14 protein-coding genes are annotated in these 17,470 nt (G+C 59.4%); 8 read left to right on the top strand and 6 right to left on the bottom strand.

Annotation, left to right across the window (positions count from 1 at the left end):
* Window positions 1–237 precede the first annotated feature (237 nt).
* Both MJA45_RS23740 and MJA45_RS23735 read left to right on the top strand, forming a co-directional pair.
* Window positions 238–1,113, top strand: coding sequence for a hypothetical protein (locus tag MJA45_RS23740; protein WP_315604372.1), 876 nt, complete (start codon window positions 238–240; stop codon window positions 1,111–1,113).
* Between the two features lie 236 nt (window positions 1,114–1,349).
* Window positions 1,350–1,664, top strand: a complete 315-nt coding sequence (locus MJA45_RS23735) for a hypothetical protein (RefSeq protein WP_315604371.1) — start codon at window positions 1,350–1,352, stop codon at window positions 1,662–1,664.
* A 234-nt stretch (window positions 1,665–1,898) separates the two neighbouring features.
* On the opposite strand, the gene MJA45_RS23730 is transcribed toward MJA45_RS23735, so the two are convergent.
* Window positions 1,899–2,711, bottom strand: a complete 813-nt coding sequence (locus MJA45_RS23730; RefSeq protein WP_315604370.1) for a dienelactone hydrolase family protein — start codon at window positions 2,709–2,711, stop codon at window positions 1,899–1,901.
* Between the two features lie 100 nt (window positions 2,712–2,811).
* Window positions 2,812–3,834, bottom strand: coding sequence for a cation diffusion facilitator family transporter (locus MJA45_RS23725; protein ID WP_315604369.1), 1,023 nt, complete (start codon window positions 3,832–3,834; stop codon window positions 2,812–2,814).
* Window positions 3,835–4,029: 195 nt separating this feature from the next.
* On the opposite strand from MJA45_RS23725, the gene MJA45_RS23720 reads away from it, so the two are divergent.
* The 3 genes from MJA45_RS23720 to MJA45_RS23710 all read left to right on the top strand — a co-directional run bounded on the left by MJA45_RS23720 (window position 4,030) and on the right by MJA45_RS23710 (window position 7,703).
* Window positions 4,030–5,901, top strand: a complete 1,872-nt coding sequence (locus MJA45_RS23720) for an ABC transporter ATP-binding protein (RefSeq protein ID WP_315604368.1) — start codon at window positions 4,030–4,032, stop codon at window positions 5,899–5,901.
* 87 nt (window positions 5,902–5,988) lie between these two features.
* On the top strand, window positions 5,989–6,663 hold the full coding sequence (locus MJA45_RS23715) for a response regulator transcription factor (RefSeq protein ID WP_315604367.1): 675 nt from the start codon (window positions 5,989–5,991) through the stop codon (window positions 6,661–6,663).
* Window positions 6,660–7,703: a HAMP domain-containing sensor histidine kinase gene (locus tag MJA45_RS23710; RefSeq protein WP_315604366.1), complete on the top strand. Its 1,044-nt coding sequence runs from the start codon at window positions 6,660–6,662 to the stop codon at window positions 7,701–7,703. The genes MJA45_RS23715 and MJA45_RS23710 overlap by 4 nt, the downstream gene beginning before the upstream one ends.
* A 22-nt stretch (window positions 7,704–7,725) precedes the next feature.
* Here MJA45_RS23710 and MJA45_RS23705 read toward each other — a convergent pair whose 3' ends face one another.
* The gene (locus tag MJA45_RS23705; protein ID WP_315604365.1) at window positions 7,726–7,935 is read right to left on the bottom strand and encodes a hypothetical protein; all 210 of its coding nucleotides are present in this window, start codon (window positions 7,933–7,935) and stop codon (window positions 7,726–7,728) included.
* Window positions 7,936–8,280: 345 nt separating this feature from the next.
* Here MJA45_RS23705 and MJA45_RS23700 point away from each other — a divergent pair, with 345 nt between their 5' ends.
* Both MJA45_RS23700 and MJA45_RS23695 read left to right on the top strand, forming a co-directional pair.
* Window positions 8,281–11,568: an efflux RND transporter permease subunit gene (locus MJA45_RS23700; protein WP_315604364.1), complete on the top strand. Its 3,288-nt coding sequence runs from the start codon at window positions 8,281–8,283 to the stop codon at window positions 11,566–11,568.
* Window positions 11,569–11,606: 38 nt separating this feature from the next.
* Window positions 11,607–12,500 (top strand): TetR/AcrR family transcriptional regulator, encoded by an 894-nt coding sequence (locus MJA45_RS23695; RefSeq protein WP_315604363.1) that lies wholly within the window; start codon window positions 11,607–11,609, stop codon window positions 12,498–12,500.
* A gap of 79 nt (window positions 12,501–12,579) precedes the next feature.
* Here MJA45_RS23695 and MJA45_RS23690 read toward each other — a convergent pair whose 3' ends face one another.
* The 3 genes from MJA45_RS23690 to MJA45_RS23680 are packed head-to-tail and all read right to left on the bottom strand — an operon-like array spanning window position 12,580 to window position 16,195.
* Entirely contained in the window at window positions 12,580–13,671 is a 1,092-nt protein-coding gene (locus MJA45_RS23690) for a Ger(x)C family spore germination protein (RefSeq protein WP_315604362.1), read from the bottom strand.
* 3 nt (window positions 13,672–13,674) lie between these two features.
* Window positions 13,675–14,763 (bottom strand): GerAB/ArcD/ProY family transporter, encoded by a 1,089-nt coding sequence (locus MJA45_RS23685; protein WP_315604361.1) that lies wholly within the window; start codon window positions 14,761–14,763, stop codon window positions 13,675–13,677.
* Window positions 14,756–16,195, bottom strand: coding sequence for a spore germination protein (locus MJA45_RS23680; RefSeq protein WP_315604360.1), 1,440 nt, complete (start codon window positions 16,193–16,195; stop codon window positions 14,756–14,758). Before MJA45_RS23680 ends, MJA45_RS23685 begins: the two co-directional genes overlap by 8 nt.
* 267 nt (window positions 16,196–16,462) lie before the next feature.
* Between MJA45_RS23680 and MJA45_RS23675 the strand changes: the two genes are divergently transcribed.
* Complete coding sequence (locus MJA45_RS23675) at window positions 16,463–17,470, top strand: Gfo/Idh/MocA family protein (RefSeq protein ID WP_315604359.1); 1,008 nt, start codon at window positions 16,463–16,465, stop codon at window positions 17,468–17,470.

Genomic DNA, 17,470 nt, shown 5'->3' with positions numbered 1-17,470 from the left:
TTTTTCTGCCGTTTCGACACGGAATTTCCCGGGAAATGGACAAGCGAAGGCCGAGGAATGTCGCAATACGGTCCTATATCCGGGAACCGGTAATTTTTTCCCTCTCTGGCGGTCTCCCCGGCTTCGTTATATTCTTGAACATGGACCGTCGGAAAGTACCCCCGCATTGCGAAGAGGCGGTGCGAATTTTATGATAGGGTGGGTGATGACAGCATGATAATGGAACAGAAACGATGCATGTTCTGCGAAAAAACGGTACCGGTTAAACCGAATGAGGACGGCGCATACCTGTTTACAGGATGCTCGTGCAGCCAAGACGGGACCTATGCCATCGACCGTCGCTTCTATGAAGATTTGAACAAGCTGGCTCCAGCCGAGAAAAGGGAGCAGTTTTACTTGCTTTCCGGCTTGATCCGGGAAATGCTCGAGCTTAACAAGGACGTTTACATAACGCGGGAGAACAAGGATGCGATGCTGGCGTCCGCGATGATCCCGACAAGCCTGGAGGAGAAGATGGAGAAATGCCTTCTGTCGCTTCACCGCAAGGTGGAGGGACCGAACGAGCTGTTATCTCTCGCTCCGATTGAGCATTCCTACAACATAACGTATTCTCCCAGCCTGCAGGAATTCATCTATGTGCTGGAGGAGCTGAAAACGCAGAAGCTGGTCGAACGGCGCGGGCAGGCGCTCAGCCTGACGCCGGCCGGATGGGCGAAGGCGGAGGAGCTGAAAGAGAACCGGAGCTCCAAGCAGTGCTTCCTGGCCGTGGGCATGGAACCGGAATTATTGGAGCCGCTGAAGGCCGCTCTTCTGCCTAAGCTGAAGGAAAGCGGCTATGAAGCGGTGACACCGGAGGCGGAGGAGCGGGTGGACCGCTCCACGGAGCAGGCGATCCGCGGCAGCGATCTGGTTATTGCGGATTTTACCAATCAGGCGCGGAGCGTCTATTTTGAGGCGGGCTATGCCAAAGGACTCGGGCTCAAGGTGATCGGAACGGTCCGCCGGGATTCGACAGCGGGCCTTCTCCTCGATCCGTCGGGCGATCCGCCGATCGTGTGGGACACGCCTGAGGACCTCGCGGAACAGCTGCAGGAAAGAATTGCGAAGAAGTAGGGGCGGCCTGCCGCTCCAACCGGATAATCCTTCGGCAAGGCCTAGGCCATGCTGAGAAAAGTGGAACACCCGCTTTCAGATCGATCTCCTTTAGCAGACAGAGAAGCGCAGGCCGCCTCTTCTGTCCGACAAGGGGACCTATCGGTCAGGCGGGTGTTTTTTTCTTCTTCCCGAAGCTGGTATAGTGGATAGAGAGAAATGCACACCACCCTACTTACCGTTTTGGAGGTCGTATCATGAGTCAACGTTACCGGATTACAAGAGTTATGCAGGAGACGGCCGAAGGCGGTTCCGCCCCGGCTATTACGCTGGAAGAATGCCGGCGGTACTTCGCCGCTCAGCCGGATTTTATGTATACCCCGGTGTTTACGGTCAAAGGAGAAACGACCATGTCGATCGAAGGGGATTTCTTTCTGTGGAGCTTCGGGGACAAGCCGATTCCCTTCCGGCATTACCAGGGGGACCTGTATGTTTCGGGCACGAACGAGGCCGTGATCCCGAGAATGATGCAGGTCGCAAGCGACCTGCACGCGGATATTATGGAAGGCTGACCGGGAAGGCGGAAGGGAAGGTCGGATAAGGGGAGGAGGAAACCGGGCCTACGGCCGGCAAGGCATCCGGAGCCAGCGGCACCTGAGCATTCATCCCGAACTTATTTCCTCCCTTCCCTGACACGACAAAACGAAGCCGGAGTCCTTCCCGGCTTCGTTTTTAGGTTGGGCAGATAAACCGCGGGGCCTTTCGTCCCTGTGATTCATGGCGCGGCCCGGCGTTAACCGGAGGGACTAAGCGAGCGTGTCGCGAAGAAAGGCAAGCGTCCGCACCCACGAGTCGCGCGAGGCTTCGACGCTGTACCCGGCGCCGGTGTCGTTGAAGAACGCGTGCTTGGCGCCGTCGTACATGTGGGAGGTGAAGGCTTTGCCCTGCTCCTCCATCGCCCGGGCGAAGTCCGGCACGAGCGCGTTGATGCCGGCGTCGAGGCCGCCGAAGAAGCCGAGCACCGGGCAGCGGATGCCCTCCGCGAGCTCCCCTGCCAGGCGGCCGTAGTACACGACGGCCCCGGCCAGCTCCGGCTCGGCAGCCGCCAGCCGCGCGGAGAGCGCGCCGCCCAGGCAGTAGCCGACGGCGGCGGTGCGGCCGTTCGCGGGCTCGTACCGCTGCAGGAAGCGGTACGCCGCGCGCGTCCGCTCCACGAGCTCCGGCAGGCGCCCGGGCATGGCGAGCAGCGCGTCCGCGGACGGCTGCACGAGGCGCCGCTCGGCTTCCGGCCGCTCGGCCAGAGCCGCTTCGCGCACGGCCGGGTCGCGGAACGCCTGCGGCGGCGCCGAGTGCAGGAACGTCCGCACGCGCTCGATGCGCTCGTCGCTCAGGAGCTCGGGCCGTTCGCCGTTCTCGGCGTACAGGTCGGGCGCCGCGGCGACGTAGCCCGCTTTGGCGAAGCGGTCGGTCACGTCCCGGATATGGGCGCTCACGCCCCATACCTCCTGGAGGACGAGGACCGCGGGCAGCGGCTCCTTCACGTTAGCGGGACGGGACACGTACATCCGGTGGACTTGCCCGCCGTCTTCGTAGGTTAACCATTCGCTGGTAATGGGCATGGAGGCAGCACCTGCTTTCGTTGGAATAGGAATAGCTTCTTGTCTATCATAACCAAGCCGGGCATTTTCTCACAAGCGAACCGCCCCCAAGGCCGGTCCTTCAGATCCGCAGCTCCAGATGCCGGATGGTGGAATTCTCGATCTGGATGGTGGGATGATGGATGCCGAACCGGTCTTCGGCGAGCTGGATGGCCTGCTGCAGAACGGCAAAGGCGTCCCGGGAATCTTCAATAAGCAGATGGCAGCTCAAGGAATTCAGCCCGGAGGTGATGGTCCAGATGTGCAGGTCATGCACGTCGATAACCCCGGGCAGCTGCTCGAGGGCTTTTCGAACGTCCGGCTCGCTTACGGTGGGTGGAGTCCCTTCCATCAGCACATGAACCGTATGGGAAATGATTCCCCAGGCGCTGCGCAGAATGAGCACGGAAACGAACACGGAGATGATCGGGTCGGCGGCATACCAGCCGAAGACGGTCATAAGCACCCCCGCGGCAATGGCGCCGAGGGAGCCGAGGGCGTCCCCGAGAATATGCAGGTAGGCGCTTCTCAAGTTCACGTTATTCTTCACGTCGCCTTTTCGTAAGAGCGACCACGCGCTGCCCAGGTTGGCCAGCAGGCCGATAACGGCTATCGCCGTCATGGTCCCGCCCGCCACCTCAGGCGGTGCGGAGAGCCGCTTCCACGCCTCCCAGATGATAAAGCCGGCGATGCCGAACAACGCGATCCCGTTGAACAGCGCAGCCAGAATCTCGAAGCGGTGGAAGCCGTACGTGCGCCGGGCACTGGCCGGCTTGGAAGCGAACCATAGGGCGAGCAGGCTTAGGCCGAGGGCGGCGGTGTCGCTCAGCATGTGCCCGCTGTCCGATAGCAGTGCAAGGCTTCGGGTATACAGCCCGCCTGCAAATTCAAGCAGCATAATGCCGCCGGTGAGGGCGAGGGCGATGGCCAATCCTTTGCGGTTGCCCGGCGACACATCGTGATGGTGATGGCCGATTCCGTGCGAATGACCGTGGGAGGAGGCCCCTTCATGGTCGTGCCCATGGTCGTGTTCATGATCATGGTCATGCTTTCCAGGGCGGGGGGCCGGGCGCCCGTCTTTATGAGCTGCCGATTTCTCCTTCATGATTCATCCTCCTCTTCTCTCTATGTATATATGAATATATGCTCATATATTAATTATGATCGGGTTTGCTCCTTTTGTCAAAAGCTAGTTTTCCCGATTCCGTTTAAATTCCATTTACACACGCGGTCTATTCTATAATCATAATCAAGACGAAAAGTCCCGGTCGAATCTCCGGGCTGTAAAGGAGAGACATTCATGCCCGAACCTCAAACGAACGCATCCCCCCGTCCAGGAGGGCGCGTCTTCCTGGCCTTGATCCGGGACACGAAGCCCCGCATGGGCCAGCTGGCCGCCGCCTTGGCGATGAGCATCCTTACGACGCTCGCGTCCCTGCTCATTCCGCTGCTGACGAAAACCATCATCGACCAAGGCTCGCTCACTTCCCTGAAGCCTTCCCAGATGGCTATGGTCGTCGGGGCCTTCGTCCTGCAGGCAGTCGGCGGAGCCGTATCCGTTTATTTGCTTAACCGGCTGGGACAGCAGCTGGTGGCTTCCCTGCGGGAGCGGCTCTGGTCAAAGCTGCTCGCTTTGCCCGTTTCGTACTACGACGAGCACGAGACGGGGGAGACGATCTCCCGGATGACCAACGATACGGCCGTCGTCAAGAACCTCATCACCGAGCACTTGTCCGGCTTCGTAACGGGGATCATTTCCATCATCGGATCCATCTCCATTCTGTTCTACATGGACTGGAAAATGACGCTCGTGCTCCTGGTTGTCGTTCCCTTCGCCGCCCTGGTGCTGATGCCCCTGGGCCGTCAAATGTACCGCGTCTCGGTCGGGCTCCAGAAGGAGACGGCCGGCTTTACCTCCGTGCTGAGCCGGGTACTGTCGGAAATCCGCCTTGTCAAATCGTCCAATGCCGAGCCCGTGGAGCACACGAACGGCAGGTCCGGAATCGACACCTTGTTCCGCTATGGGCTGAAGGAGGCCCGAATCCAGGCGCTGATCATGCCGGTCATGGCGCTGGTGATCACCTCCCTGATGGTCCTGGTCATTGGCTACGGCGGCTGGCGCGTGTCGACCGGCACGCTGTCGGCAGGAAAGCTCGCCGCGTTCCTCCTCTATCTCTTCCAGATCGTCATTCCGTTCGGCCAATTGACCCAGTTCTTTACCCAGTGGCAGAAAGCCGTCGGCGCTACCCAAACCATCCTGGAAACCCTTCAGGCGGATGGCGAGGACCGGACGGCGGGACGCGCTGTCCGGAATGCCCATCAGCCGATTGCGGTAGACCGCGTGTCCTTCTCCTACGGAGAGGAGCCTGTGCTGAAGGAGGTTTCCTTCACCATGCAGCCGGGCAAGGTCACCGCCATTGTAGGGCCGAGCGGGAGCGGGAAGACGACGCTTTTTTCCTTGATGGAGCGCTTCTATACGCCTAAGGGAGGAGAAATCCGGCTGGGGGAGGATCCGGTGAAAGATTATTCACTGGAATCGTGGCGGAGCAGGATCGGCTATGTTTCGCAGGAGAGCCCGCTCGTCTCGGGAACGATCCGGGATAACCTTTGCTACGGACTGGGCCGCGAGGTGCCGGATGGAGAGCTGGAGAAGGCCGCCCGAATGGCCTATGCCGACGGATTTATCCGCGAATTCCCCGACGGCTATGAGACGGAGGTCGGCGAACGGGGGATTAAGCTGTCCGGCGGCCAACGCCAGCGGCTCGCCATTGCGAGGGCTCTCCTGCGGAACCCGGACATTCTCATGCTGGACGAAGCGACCTCCTCGCTCGACAGCCAGTCGGAGCAGTATGTCCAGCAGGCACTTGCCAACCTGATGAAGGGCCGGACCACGCTGGTCATTGCCCACCGCTTGTCCACCGTCATCGATGCGGACCAGATCGTCTTTCTTGATAAAGGAGTGGTGACCGGCATCGGCACCCACGCCGAGCTGTACCGGACGCACGACATGTACCGCCAGTTCGCGGACCATCAGCTGCGCATGCCGGGAGACAGGGAGCAAGGGCAGGAACGGGGACAAGAGCCGGCGCATGAGCATAAGCTGGAGCGGGATGCAGGATCCGTGCGCGTGTCCGTACCGGCTCCGGGCAGGGTGCGGAATGCGGGGAGCTGACAGAATCCTTAACTCCGATAACGGTTAATCCCGCTTGTTAACGGCATGAACCGTTTCACCGATTAAAGATAGAAGGAGGCGGGCTGGATGAACCGCATACTGGTCGTCGATGACGACCCTCATATCCGGGAGCTCGTTCATGTGCTCCTTAAGCAGGAGGGCTTTGAGGTGACGGAAGCCCCCGACGGGGCGGAAGCTCTGGAGAGGCTGCAGGAGACGAAGGCCGTTCTCGCCGTCGTCGATGTGATGATGCCGCGGATGGACGGCTGGGCCCTGACGGAGGAGCTGCGCCGCCATTACGATATTCCCGTCCTGATGCTGACGGCCAAAGGGCAGACGGCGGACAAGGTGAAGGGCTTCAACCTCGGGGCGGACGATTACCTTGTCAAGCCGTTCGACCCGCCCGAGCTCGTCGTGCGGGTCCGGGCGCTCTTGAAGCGGTACCGCATCGCTTCGTCCCAGACGGTCCAGGCGGGGGGCCTCTTCATGGACCGCCGAACGTACGAGCTCTCTGCCGACGGGCGGTCCGTCAGCCTCCCGCTGAAGGAATTCGAGCTCTTGTTCAAGCTGGCCGGCGTCCCCGGCCAGACCCTGACCCGCGAGCAGCTGCTCGAGGACATTTGGGGCTATGATTTTGAGGGCAACGAGCGAACGCTCGATGTTCACATCAACCGGCTGCGGGAGCGGTTCCCCGAAGACAAGCATTCGTTCCGCATCCGGACGATCCGCGGCCTTGGCTACCGGCTGGAGGCTTCGGTATGAAGGCGAAACAGGCGGGAAAGGTGCTGGCTTGGGTCCTCGCGTGGATTCTGTTTCTGTGGGGAGTCTGGACGGCGGCTTATTACGCGGGGAACGGAATAACGGCATGGACGGGATGGAGCCCGTCGGCTTACGGCCGCCAGCTTCTCAGTAACGGCATCAGCCTCTTCCTGATCTTCGGAAGCGCCATGACCGCCGGCCATATGACGAGGCCTAAGCAGCAAAGGGCGTTTCAGCCGATCCTCGACGCTTTCCGCCGGATGAGCAAGGGGGATTTTAATATTTCCATTGAGAATAAAGCGAAAGGAAGAAACTGGTTTGGGGATATGGTCGACAGCATCAACACGATGGCCGCCGAGCTTGGCGAGCTGGAAACGATGAGGCAGGAGTTTATCTCCAACGTTTCGCATGAAATCCAGTCGCCGCTTACGTCCATCCGGGGCTTCGCCCGTGCTCTGCAGAATCCGGACCTTCCCTTGGAGACGAGGCGGCATTACTTGAGCATCATCGAGACCGAAAGCAGCCGGCTTTCGCGCATGAGCGATCATCTGCTGAAGCTGACCTCGCTCGAATCGAAGCACCATCCCTTTGAACCTAAGCTTTACCGGCTGGACCGGCAGCTTAAGAGCATTATCCTTTCCCTGGAGCCCCAGTGGGCGGAGAAGGGGCTCGAGGTGGAGGCGGAGCTTGAGGAGGTAACGGTGACGGCGGACGAGGAGCTGATGAGCCAGGTGTGGATCAATCTGCTCCATAACAGCATCAAGTTTACGCCCCCGGGAGGAACGCTGACGGTAAAGGCCGTGCGGACCCGGAAGGAGGTCAGCGTCGTGCTGACGGATACGGGAATCGGGCTGAACGAGGAGGAGAAAGAGCACATTTTCGAACGGTTCTATAAGGCGGACCGGTCGCGCAGCCGGGCAGCCGGAGGCAGCGGTCTGGGGCTTGCGATCGTGAAGAAAATCGTGGACATGCACGAGGGAGGGATAGAGGTGGAGGGAAGCCCGGGAGAGGGCACAAGGTTCCGGATCACGCTCCCCGGCTAGTACCCCATCCACAAATAGGGCACTAAATAACCCCGAAAAATTCGCACTCGTCCCGGTCGTGATAGGTGAATTCGCTCACCCCGTATTGAATATACACCGTTTGGTCGTCGAAGCGGATGATCCTTCCGCGGTGCCCGACCACGAGGTCGTTCTGAAAGACGCGGATCGAGAAGCCCCGGTCCATCGCTTCCTTAAGGTCTTGATTCGTCACCAGCTTGCGGGTGGAGGCCATGCGGTCCCTCCTTACTCTTTAATGGGTTAACCTAATCTGACCCCCGTATTGTACCAGACCCGGGACTTCCCTTCAAAACAAACGTAAACCAGGCCTGCGTTTACCTCCGCGAACTCCCCGGATCGGGAGACGGTTTACTCCAAAGCTTTATTCATTCGACCGGACGGTCGAAAGTCCGGAGGGCCGGATTGCCGCCTCCCTAAGCCTTGGCACGGCTTGAGATTGTAACGATTCGTTCATTTGACCGAAGGGTTAATATTTTGCCATAATGAACGTAGAACCGACCGGACGGTCAACTGTGCCGATTCGGAAAAAAGCAAGTCGGAGAGGAGCCGGACATTCCGTATGAAAGGCATTATTCGTTTTTCGCTTACCAACAAATTTGCAATTTGGATCCTGACGCTCATTGTGACGGCTGCAGGTCTCTATTCGGGCTTCAACATGAAGCAGGAGACGCTGCCCAATATCAGCCTCCCGTACCTGGTGGTGACCACGGTTTATCCGGGCGCTGCGCCGGAGGGCGTCGTGGAGCAGGTGACCAAGCCGCTCGAGCAGCGGCTGAAGAATCTGGACGGACTTAAGAACCTGAACTCCAACTCGATGGAGAATGTCTCCTCACTTACGCTGGAGTACAACTTTGGCACCGATATGGATAAGGCGATGAATGACATCCGCCAATCCGTCGATGCCGTCAAGCTGCCGCAAGGGGCCCAGAAGCCGGAAATCAGCAAAATCAGCTTCAACTCCTTTCCCGTTATCTCCGTAAGCGCGGCGGGCGGCAAGGACCTCGAGGAGCTGACCCGGGTGGTGGAGGAGGAGTTTAAGCCTGCGCTGGAAGGCGTGCCGGGTGTGGCGAGCGTAAGCATCGCCGGGCAGTATCTTAAGGAAGTTCAGCTCACCTTCAACAAGGAGAAGCTGCAGGCTTTGGGCCTTTCCGAGGAAACGGTGAAAGGGATCGTTCAAGGCTCGGCCGTGAAGGTTCCCCTCGGGATTTACGAGCTGGACAAGTCCGATAAAGCCGTCGTCGTCGACGGCCGGATCACCACCCTGGACGGCTTGAAGAACCTGGCGATCCCGGTCATCCCGGGTGGAGCGGGTGCAGGCGGCTCGGCCGGCGCAGCCGGTGGGGCGGCAGGCCAGGGAGCAGGCGCGGCCGGAAGTGCCGGCGCGATGCCAGGTGCGGCCGGTGCGGCCGGCGCAGTGCCCGGCCAAGCCGCAGGCCCGGCTGCTGGCGGCGCTGCCGGTCAGGGCGCGGCGGCGAACCCCGTCGCGGGAGCCGCAGCGGCCGGTGAGCCGCCCGCCGCAGGCGCCGCCCCGCAGGGCATCCCGACCGTGAAGCTGTCGGAGCTTGCGGACATTCAGCTGGTCGGGAAAGCCGAGTCGATCTCCCGCACGAACCAGAAGGAATCGGTCGGCCTGCAGATCGTCAAGGCGAACGACGCCAACACCGTGGAAGTCGTTAACGGCGTGAAGGAAGAAATCCGGAAGTTCAACGACACCCACAAGGATCTTCAGCTGGTGGTGCTCCTGGATCAGGGCAAGCCGATCGAAGAATCCGTCGCCACCATGCTGAACAAGGCTTTGTTCGGCGCCCTGTTTGCCGTGCTGATCATCCTGCTCTTCCTGCGCAACCTGCGGACGACGCTGATCTCGATCATCTCGATCCCGCTGTCGCTCTTGATTGCCGTCCTGCTGCTCCAGCAGATGGACATTACGCTTAATATTATGACGCTTGGAGCCATGACGGTCGCCATCGGCCGGGTCGTGGACGACTCCATCGTCGTCATCGAGAACATATACCGGCGCATGTCGCTCACCGGAGAGAAGCTTTCCGGCAAGGAGCTCATTCTGGAATCGACACGGGAAATGTTCGTGCCGATTATGTCCTCGACCATCGTGACGATCGCGGTATTCCTGCCGCTTGGAACCGTCAGCGGGATGGTGGGCGAGCTGTTTCTGCCGTTTGCTCTGACCATCGTGTTCGCGCTGCTCGCTTCCCTGCTTGTGGCGGTTACCGTGGTGCCGATGCTGGCCCATTCGCTTTTCCGCCGGGGGCTTAAGAAGAAGCACACGGATCATGACAAGCCGGGCCGCTTGGCGGGGGGGTACCGGAAGGTGCTGAACTGGTCCCTGAATCACAAGCTCGTCACGTTCCTGCTGGCCGTAGCCCTGCTGGTGGGAAGCCTCTTCCTGATTCCGAAGATCGGGGTAAGCTTCCTTCCCGACCAGGAAGACAAGTACGTGATGGTGACCTACAGTCCGGCTCCGGGCGAACGGCTCGAGGATGTCGAGAAGCGGGCGCTGGAGGCGGAGAAGCTTATTCTGGAACGGCCGGGCGTGGAGAACCTGCAATACTCCGTAGGCGGCAAAAATCCGTTCAGCCCCGGACCGTCCAAGTCCGCTCTGTTCTATGCCCAGTATAAGAGCGATACGAAGGATTTTGATAAGGAGAAGAAAGCCGTACTGGAAGCCCTCCGGACTACCGTCAAAGGCGGGGGTTGGAAGGAAATGGAGGGCGGCGGAGGAGTCGGCGGCAGCAAGCTGGAGCTAAGCGTATACGGGGAGACCCTGGAAGCCATCAAGCCGGTCACCGATCAGATTACCGAGCTGATGAAAGGCGACAGCCATTTCGAGAAAGTGGACACCAGCCTGTCCAAAACGTATGACCAGTACACCCTGGTCGCCGACCAGCAGAAGCTGAGCAGCCTCGGGCTGACAGCCGGACAGCTGGCGATGAAGCTGGCCCCCGTTCGGGAAACGCCGTCCTTGACGAGCGTAACCGTGGACGGCAAGTCCTATAATGTTTATGTCCAGGCGGACGGAAATCAATTCCAGTCCATCGCGGACATCGAGAATACGACCTTGACGTCGCCGCTCGGCATTCAGGTGCCGATCAAGGATGTCGCCAAGGTGGAGAAGGGGACCTCTCCTAACGCGATCGAGCGCAACAATAACAAGATGGTGGTCAAAGTATCGGCCGACATTACGGCGAAAGACGTGAACAAGGCGTCCAACGACCTGAAGGCCAAGGTGGACGAGCTGCAGAAGCCGGCGGGCGTCGAGGTGCAGTTCGGCGGCGTGGCCGAGCAGATCCTGGAGACGTTCACCCAGCTGGGGCTCGCGATGGCGGCCGCCATCGCGATCGTCTATCTCGTGCTCGTCATTACCTTCGGCGGGGCGCTCGCTCCTTTTGCCATCATGTTCTCGCTTCCGTTTACCGTCATCGGCGGCCTGGTCGGTCTGCTGGCGGCGGGAGAATCCCTCAGCGTCTCAGCCATGATGGGTGCCCTCATGCTGATAGGGATTGTGGTGACGAACGCCATCGTGCTCATCGACCGCGTCATTCACAAGGAGAAGGAAGGCCTGACCACGCGGGAAGCCCTTCTCGAGGCGGGCTCGACCCGGCTGCGTCCGATTCTCATGACCGCTCTCGCCACCATCGGGGCTTTGCTTCCGCTCGCCTTCGGCTTCGAGAGCGCAGGGATCATCTCCAAGGGGCTCGGGGTAACGGTTATCGGCGGACTCGTGAGCTCTACGCTCCTGACGCTCCTGATCGTTCCGATTGTCTATGAATTCCTGATGAAGTTCAGCCGCCGGAAACGCTCCGACCGGTCGGCCGTCCTGGCGGACTGAGGCGGAGTGAGCATGGCGGATAAGGAGGCGGAATACCGGTGAATGACAAGAAAAAATCCATCCTGGAGGCGGCCATCCGGTGCTTTGCCCGCAAAGGCTATCATGCCGCCTCCATTCAGGACATCGTGGAGGAGCTCGGCATCTCCAAGGGCTCGCTTTACTTCTACTTCACATCCAAGGAAGACCTGCTTCTGTCGGTCTATCAGTATTACGGGGATATGATTATGCAGCTGCAGGCCGAGAGGCCTCAGGAGGGGAGGCTGTCTCCCCGGGAAAGGCTCGTGCGGCTTATCCTCCGGCAGGTGGAGTTTCTGCAGGAGCACCGGAGCTTTCTCTGCATGCAGATGCAGGAGAAGCCCCTCAGCCTGAACGACGAGCTTCGGAGGCTGCTGTTCGGGCTGAGAGCGGGCATTCTCGACAGTCACCGCAGGAGGATTGTGGCGGCCTACGGGGAAGAAGCGGAGCCGTACGCTCTGGATGGGGCGACTCTCCTCGGTGGCATGCTGTCGGAGTATCTCTTCTATATCTTGTTTTATGACAAGGTGCTCGACCCGGAGCAGCTGGCGGAGTTTATCGTAGACCGCGTGGACGATACCATGACCGGCATGATGGGCAAGGCCCGGCCCCCTCTCCTCGGCGAAGCGGTCCTGGCCGAGCTTCTGGAAGGGGCAGGCGGGCAGGCGCCCGGCCGGGTCCCTGCCTGGAAGGAAGCCGTCCGCGAGCTGCGGGCGCTGATTGAAGCCTGGAACGGCAGCGGAGAGGGGGATCCCTCCCGGGCGGAGGAGGCGCTGGCCTCCCTCCGGCTCCTGGAGGAGGAAGCGGCCAAGCCGGAGCCTCAGCCGGTGCTGATCAAAGGCATGCTCGCGCTCCTGAAGGACCAGCGGATTCCTGGCCTTAAGAAAGCGATAGGGAAGCTCGAGGGGCTGCTGTAGGCTTGATTCTCTTGAAGTCCAAACGGATAAACCAAAAACCCGACCGGATGCGGTCGGGTTTTTGGTTCCGGGCCATAGCCTAATTGAGAATGCCGTGCTTCAGCACATGCAGACGGATCTCCGGGGTCATCGCCGCTTTCGGGTAGTCCTTGTCCCAGTCCGTCTCTTTCCAATACGACGGATAGTAGGCGATGACCCGGCGGCCGATGCCAAGGAAGTCGCAGTCCGCCTTCTGCAGCTTCTCCAGCACGCGGCGGGAGCGGGAGGTGAGCTCATCCGCAAGCTGCCCTTCAATCCGGCCCGCCGTATCCTGGTCCGATAGGTTATCCGGAGGATACTCCATGATCTCGATATTCAGCTTCAGATCGATCCGGGCGTCCACGCCTCCCGGTCCCGCCTTCACCTGCAGCTTACGCTTGTTATTGTAAATTTGGAAAGACAGCGGGGAAGCGGGTCCCTTTTTTCCTTTCACGGGGAAGGTAAAGGAGGCGGTTCGGACTATGCTGCCCTTCAGAAGCATGCAGAGAATAGACTCATCCTTTTCGAGCGTTCCCGTCATTTTCAGGCCGTTGAATAGGGCGTTGCCGATAATGGACAGATCCCCTTTCTCATCGGCGAGATACGGCAGAATAATATCTTCACCGGGATCGAGAAAGATCGGGCAAATGGACTGGATGTTGGCGAGCGGGATGTGGTTGGTCTGCCGCTTGTCGGTAAACATCTTGTCAATGTTCTGGAGGGTCTCCATTTTATCCTTGGCATGGCGGGTAAAGTACTTCTCGGCCGACCCTTTGACCACCCCGATGTTGGCATTCAGGGCGCTTGACGGGTCCCGGAAGAAAATATCTAAGAGCGGGTAGATGCCTTTCTTGGCGGCCGCTTCACCAATCAGCACAAGCCGGTTGTTGGAATTGTCGAGCCTGCCCGGCATCCGCTCTTCAAGCTTGTTGCGCGCATCGTGAGGGGACAGCCCGGTCCCGCTGAACACCAGCACCTTGTTCCGGGGAGACAGAACGGCCATGGTGAGCCGGACATTTCCATTGTCCTCCACGTCGAAGCCGGATGCAATCAAGAGAAGGGAATCCTTCAGCAGCCTTTGGTCCCAGCAGCCCGTTAAAGGAAGAAGGATGAGGAGGAGGACTCCCATTCGGATCATTTTGTAAAAACCCATGGCCTACCCTCCTTTGTTATTCTTAGCGAAGCGGGAGACGGCCAGCAAAGCCAGGGGGATAAAGAAGGTGACGAACGGGCTGCATCTGGTAATCACCTGGTTCCAGGCCTGAAGCTTCCATTCATCGTTCAAATATAAGGGGATGAGAAAGCTGACGACAGCCAGCGGGAGCATGAGCTTCCTGCGGCTATGGCCTCTCCACAGCTCGGCTCCTCCCAAGGAAGAGCCATACAGGTAACTGACGGCGCTTGTGATGGCCATGATGATCCAGATCGAAAGGAAGAGCAGGTCGGTCCGCTCCACGATTTTGAACGTAATCTCTTTAAGCATATAGAGGACCGGCTCGGGAACCAAGGGCATCTCCAAGGGACTGAAGAACATGGCGCTCATGACAAAGGTATACGTATAGAGAAAGCACACCCCCGCCGTCCCAACTAGAGCGTAGTACAGCTTCGCCTTGTCGGAGCCGCGGGTTCGAGCGTAAAGGAAGAACATCATGTCATATCCATACAGGATGGTTAGGGTCTCTTCCCCGCCCTTCAGGAGCTCCTTCCACCCGGTCTGCCCCACCGGAAGCAGATACAGCGGATGGGCGTACCGGAGGGTGAACAGGTCCAGAATAACCGGGGTCAGAATAAGCGGGGACAGCAGCAGAAAAAGCCGGGCGATTGTTTTGGTCTTCTCGCGGGCGATGCAGTAAACGATAGCGACGAGGAGGAATATCACGACCCAGCGGGGAGTCGTCGGCAGAATCCAGGTCCGGATCGTACGGGTATAGACGGAGATATAGGTACCCGCGAAAACCAAATAATACCCCGCATAAAGTACCATTAAGACCTTCCCCGCCCTCCTGCCGAGAAGCCGCGGCATGATCTGGTATACATTGCAGTCCGGATAACGCCGCATGAGAGCCCAAATGACCAGGATGTTCACTTCGCATGCCACTCCTGTGAGCAGAATGGATATCCACCCGTCATGTCCCGCGGCGGTATAAACCCGGTAGGGCAGGCTGAGGATTCCTCCCCCGATCTGCGCGTTCAGAAGGAAGTAGAAGAAGTGCAGCAGTGTCAGCCGGCCGGCCTCTTTAGCCATCGGTTCCACCGCCTGGCAGCCGGATGAATTTCTTGAAGGTTTGCCGCAGCCGGGAATCCAGGACGGACAGGTAAGGGACGCCGAAGGATTCCAGCCGGCACATCTCCAGCAGGATGAACAGGAAGCCGATCACTACGCCGAGAAAGCCGAACATGGCGGCCCCAACCATGAGGGGAAAGCGCAGAATCCGCAAGCTTCCGCTTAAATCCGAGGACGGAACGGCAAAAGAAGCGATCGCCGTCAGGGCCACGATGATGATCGTGATGTTGGACACGAGACCGGCCTTGACGACGGCGTCCCCAATAACGAGACCTCCGACGATGGCGATCGTCTGGCCGATGGAGGTGGGCAGCCGGACCCCGGCCTCGCGGATCAGGTCGATGGTCAGCTCCATGATGATGGCTTCCACAAGCGGAGGGAACGGAATGTCCTGCACGGAGTTCTTCAAAGGGAAGAGAAGCTCGTTCGGGATGACCTCAAAATGAAACGAAACGACGGCTATGTACAGGGAAGGCAGCGTTATGGCGGTGACGAAGCTGAACAGCCGGATCATCCGGAAGAAGGTGCCTACCAGCCAGCGGTTGTTGTAATCGTCGGGAGACTGGTAGAGCGATAGGAACGAGATTGGAAAGATAAGTCCTACCGGAGAACCGTTCATGAGCAGGACAATCCGTCCCTCCATCAGGTTGCTCGTCAGCCGGTCGGGCCTTTCCGTATTAATGATTTGAGGAAACGGGGAATAAGGAAATTCCTCAAGCGTCTGCTCCACCCGGTTAATGGACAAAAGGGGTTCACCCGCTAATTCCTTAAGGCGGTCCTTGGCTTGCCGGATCACGTCGGGGTCCGCCTTGCCGTCAATGTAGAGCAGGGCGATCGTGGTGCGGTTCTCGGTATGGATCGACAAATGATCGATCATGAGCTTCGGATGCGCGACCCTTTTGCGGATGAGATGCACGTTGATGGCCAGCCTTTCCACAAGCCCTTCATGTGCGCCTTTGATGACCCTTTCGCCTTCGGGCTCTTTAACATCCCGCTGAAAGGCCGAGTCGGCCTGGATGAGAATCAGCTCGGGCATCCCCTCGCGGGCGATAGCCGCATAGCCCTCCAGAAGGGCGGAGACAGCCTCCGGGTAGGTCCGGCAGGCTTGGGCGCTTGGAGAAGAGAAAGGCGGCCAGGACAGCGGCACCTGAGGAGAGTTGAGATGCGGAAGCACGTGCTGAATTTTTTGCTTGTCTGTCAGAGTATCGACATAGATCAGGGCTAGTTCCTTCTCGGCGTCCTTGTAACGGGTGACCACCAGATCGCTGGAATGGCCGAATTCCTTCTGAAGCCATTGAATGGTTTCCGATACCGATGGGGAGACGGGCTCATCCGGCAGGCCGGCCGCAAGCGGTACCGGTTTTTCTTTTGGGGGGGCTTTAAAGAACAACATGGGCCGAATCCTCCTTTCTTCGTAGGATTTACCAAAGAGCCCGAACTATTCGGGGGAGGAGAGGGAGGCATTGGGCAAGTAGGCCGAAACTGTTCGACGGCGTGGAGACATCACGTTACAATAGAAGCAAGTTTAACCTGGTGCCTTATCCGGTAAACTTTGATGGCGGAATAACTTCTGTATGCGCGCAAAAATCAATAGGGAAGCAGAACTTCCTTTGCGGATAGGGCACAAGTGACACCAAGCAGATAATGGAGGGGATTCCAGGTGGCAAGCGTACGTTGGGGCATAATAGGATGCGGGGATGTGACCGAGGTCAAAAGCGGCCCGGGCTTTCAGAAGGCGGAACATTCCGAGCTGGTGGCGGTCATGCGGCGGGATGGAGCGAAGGCCGCGGATTATGCGCAGCGGCACGGAGTGCCGAAATGGTACGACGATGCCGATGCGCTTATTCGGGATCCGGAGGTGGACGCGGTTTATATCGCCACCCCGCCGGCCTTTCACAAGCCTTATACGCTGGCGGCCGCGGCTGCCGGCAAGCCGGTTTATGTAGAGAAGCCAATGGCGATGAGCTTCGCGGAATGCGAAGAGATGATCCGCGCCTGCCGGGAGGCGGGGGTTCCGCTCTTCGTGGCTTATTACCGGCGGATGCTTCCGCGCTTCCTGAAGATCAAGGAGCTGCTTGCGGAAGGAGCGATCGGGAAGCCCCGTTTCGTCCAGACTACCCTTCTGCGGCAGGCGAGGCCGTCCGAAGCGGATCCGGACAAGCAGCCTTGGCGGGTAAAGCCTGAGATTGCAGGCGGGGGCTATTTCCTTGATTTGGCGAGCCATACGCTCGACATTCTGGATTATCTCTTCGGACCGGTTACGGCCGTAAACGGATACGCCGCCAACCGGGCGGGGCTTTACCCGGCGGAGGATCTCGTAACCGGATCCTATGTGTTCGAGTCCGGCGTACAGGGAACCGGAACCTGGTGCTTCTGCGCCGGAGAGGCCGCGGACCGGAACGTGGTCTTCGGCTCGGAAGGGAAGCTCAGCTTCTCTACCTTCGGGACGGAGCCCATCCAACTGACGACAGCGGCCGGCACGCGGGACATTCCGCATGAGACACCGGCCCATATCCAGCAGCCGCTCATCCAGACGATCGTGAACGAACTGCGGGGAGCCGGGACATGCCCGAGCACCGGCGAAAGCGCCGCCCGGACGAGCCGAGTGATGGATGCGATGATTCATAGTTATTACAACCCGGCGAGCGGAGAAGGAGGACAAGCGTAG

The sequence above is a fragment of the Paenibacillus aurantius genome, from assembly GCF_032268605.1.
GTDB lineage: Bacteria > Bacillota > Bacilli > Paenibacillales > NBRC-103111 > Paenibacillus_AO > Paenibacillus_AO aurantius.
Note: the sequence above shows the minus strand (reverse complement) of the source record. Positions and strands in the feature narration are given on the sequence as shown.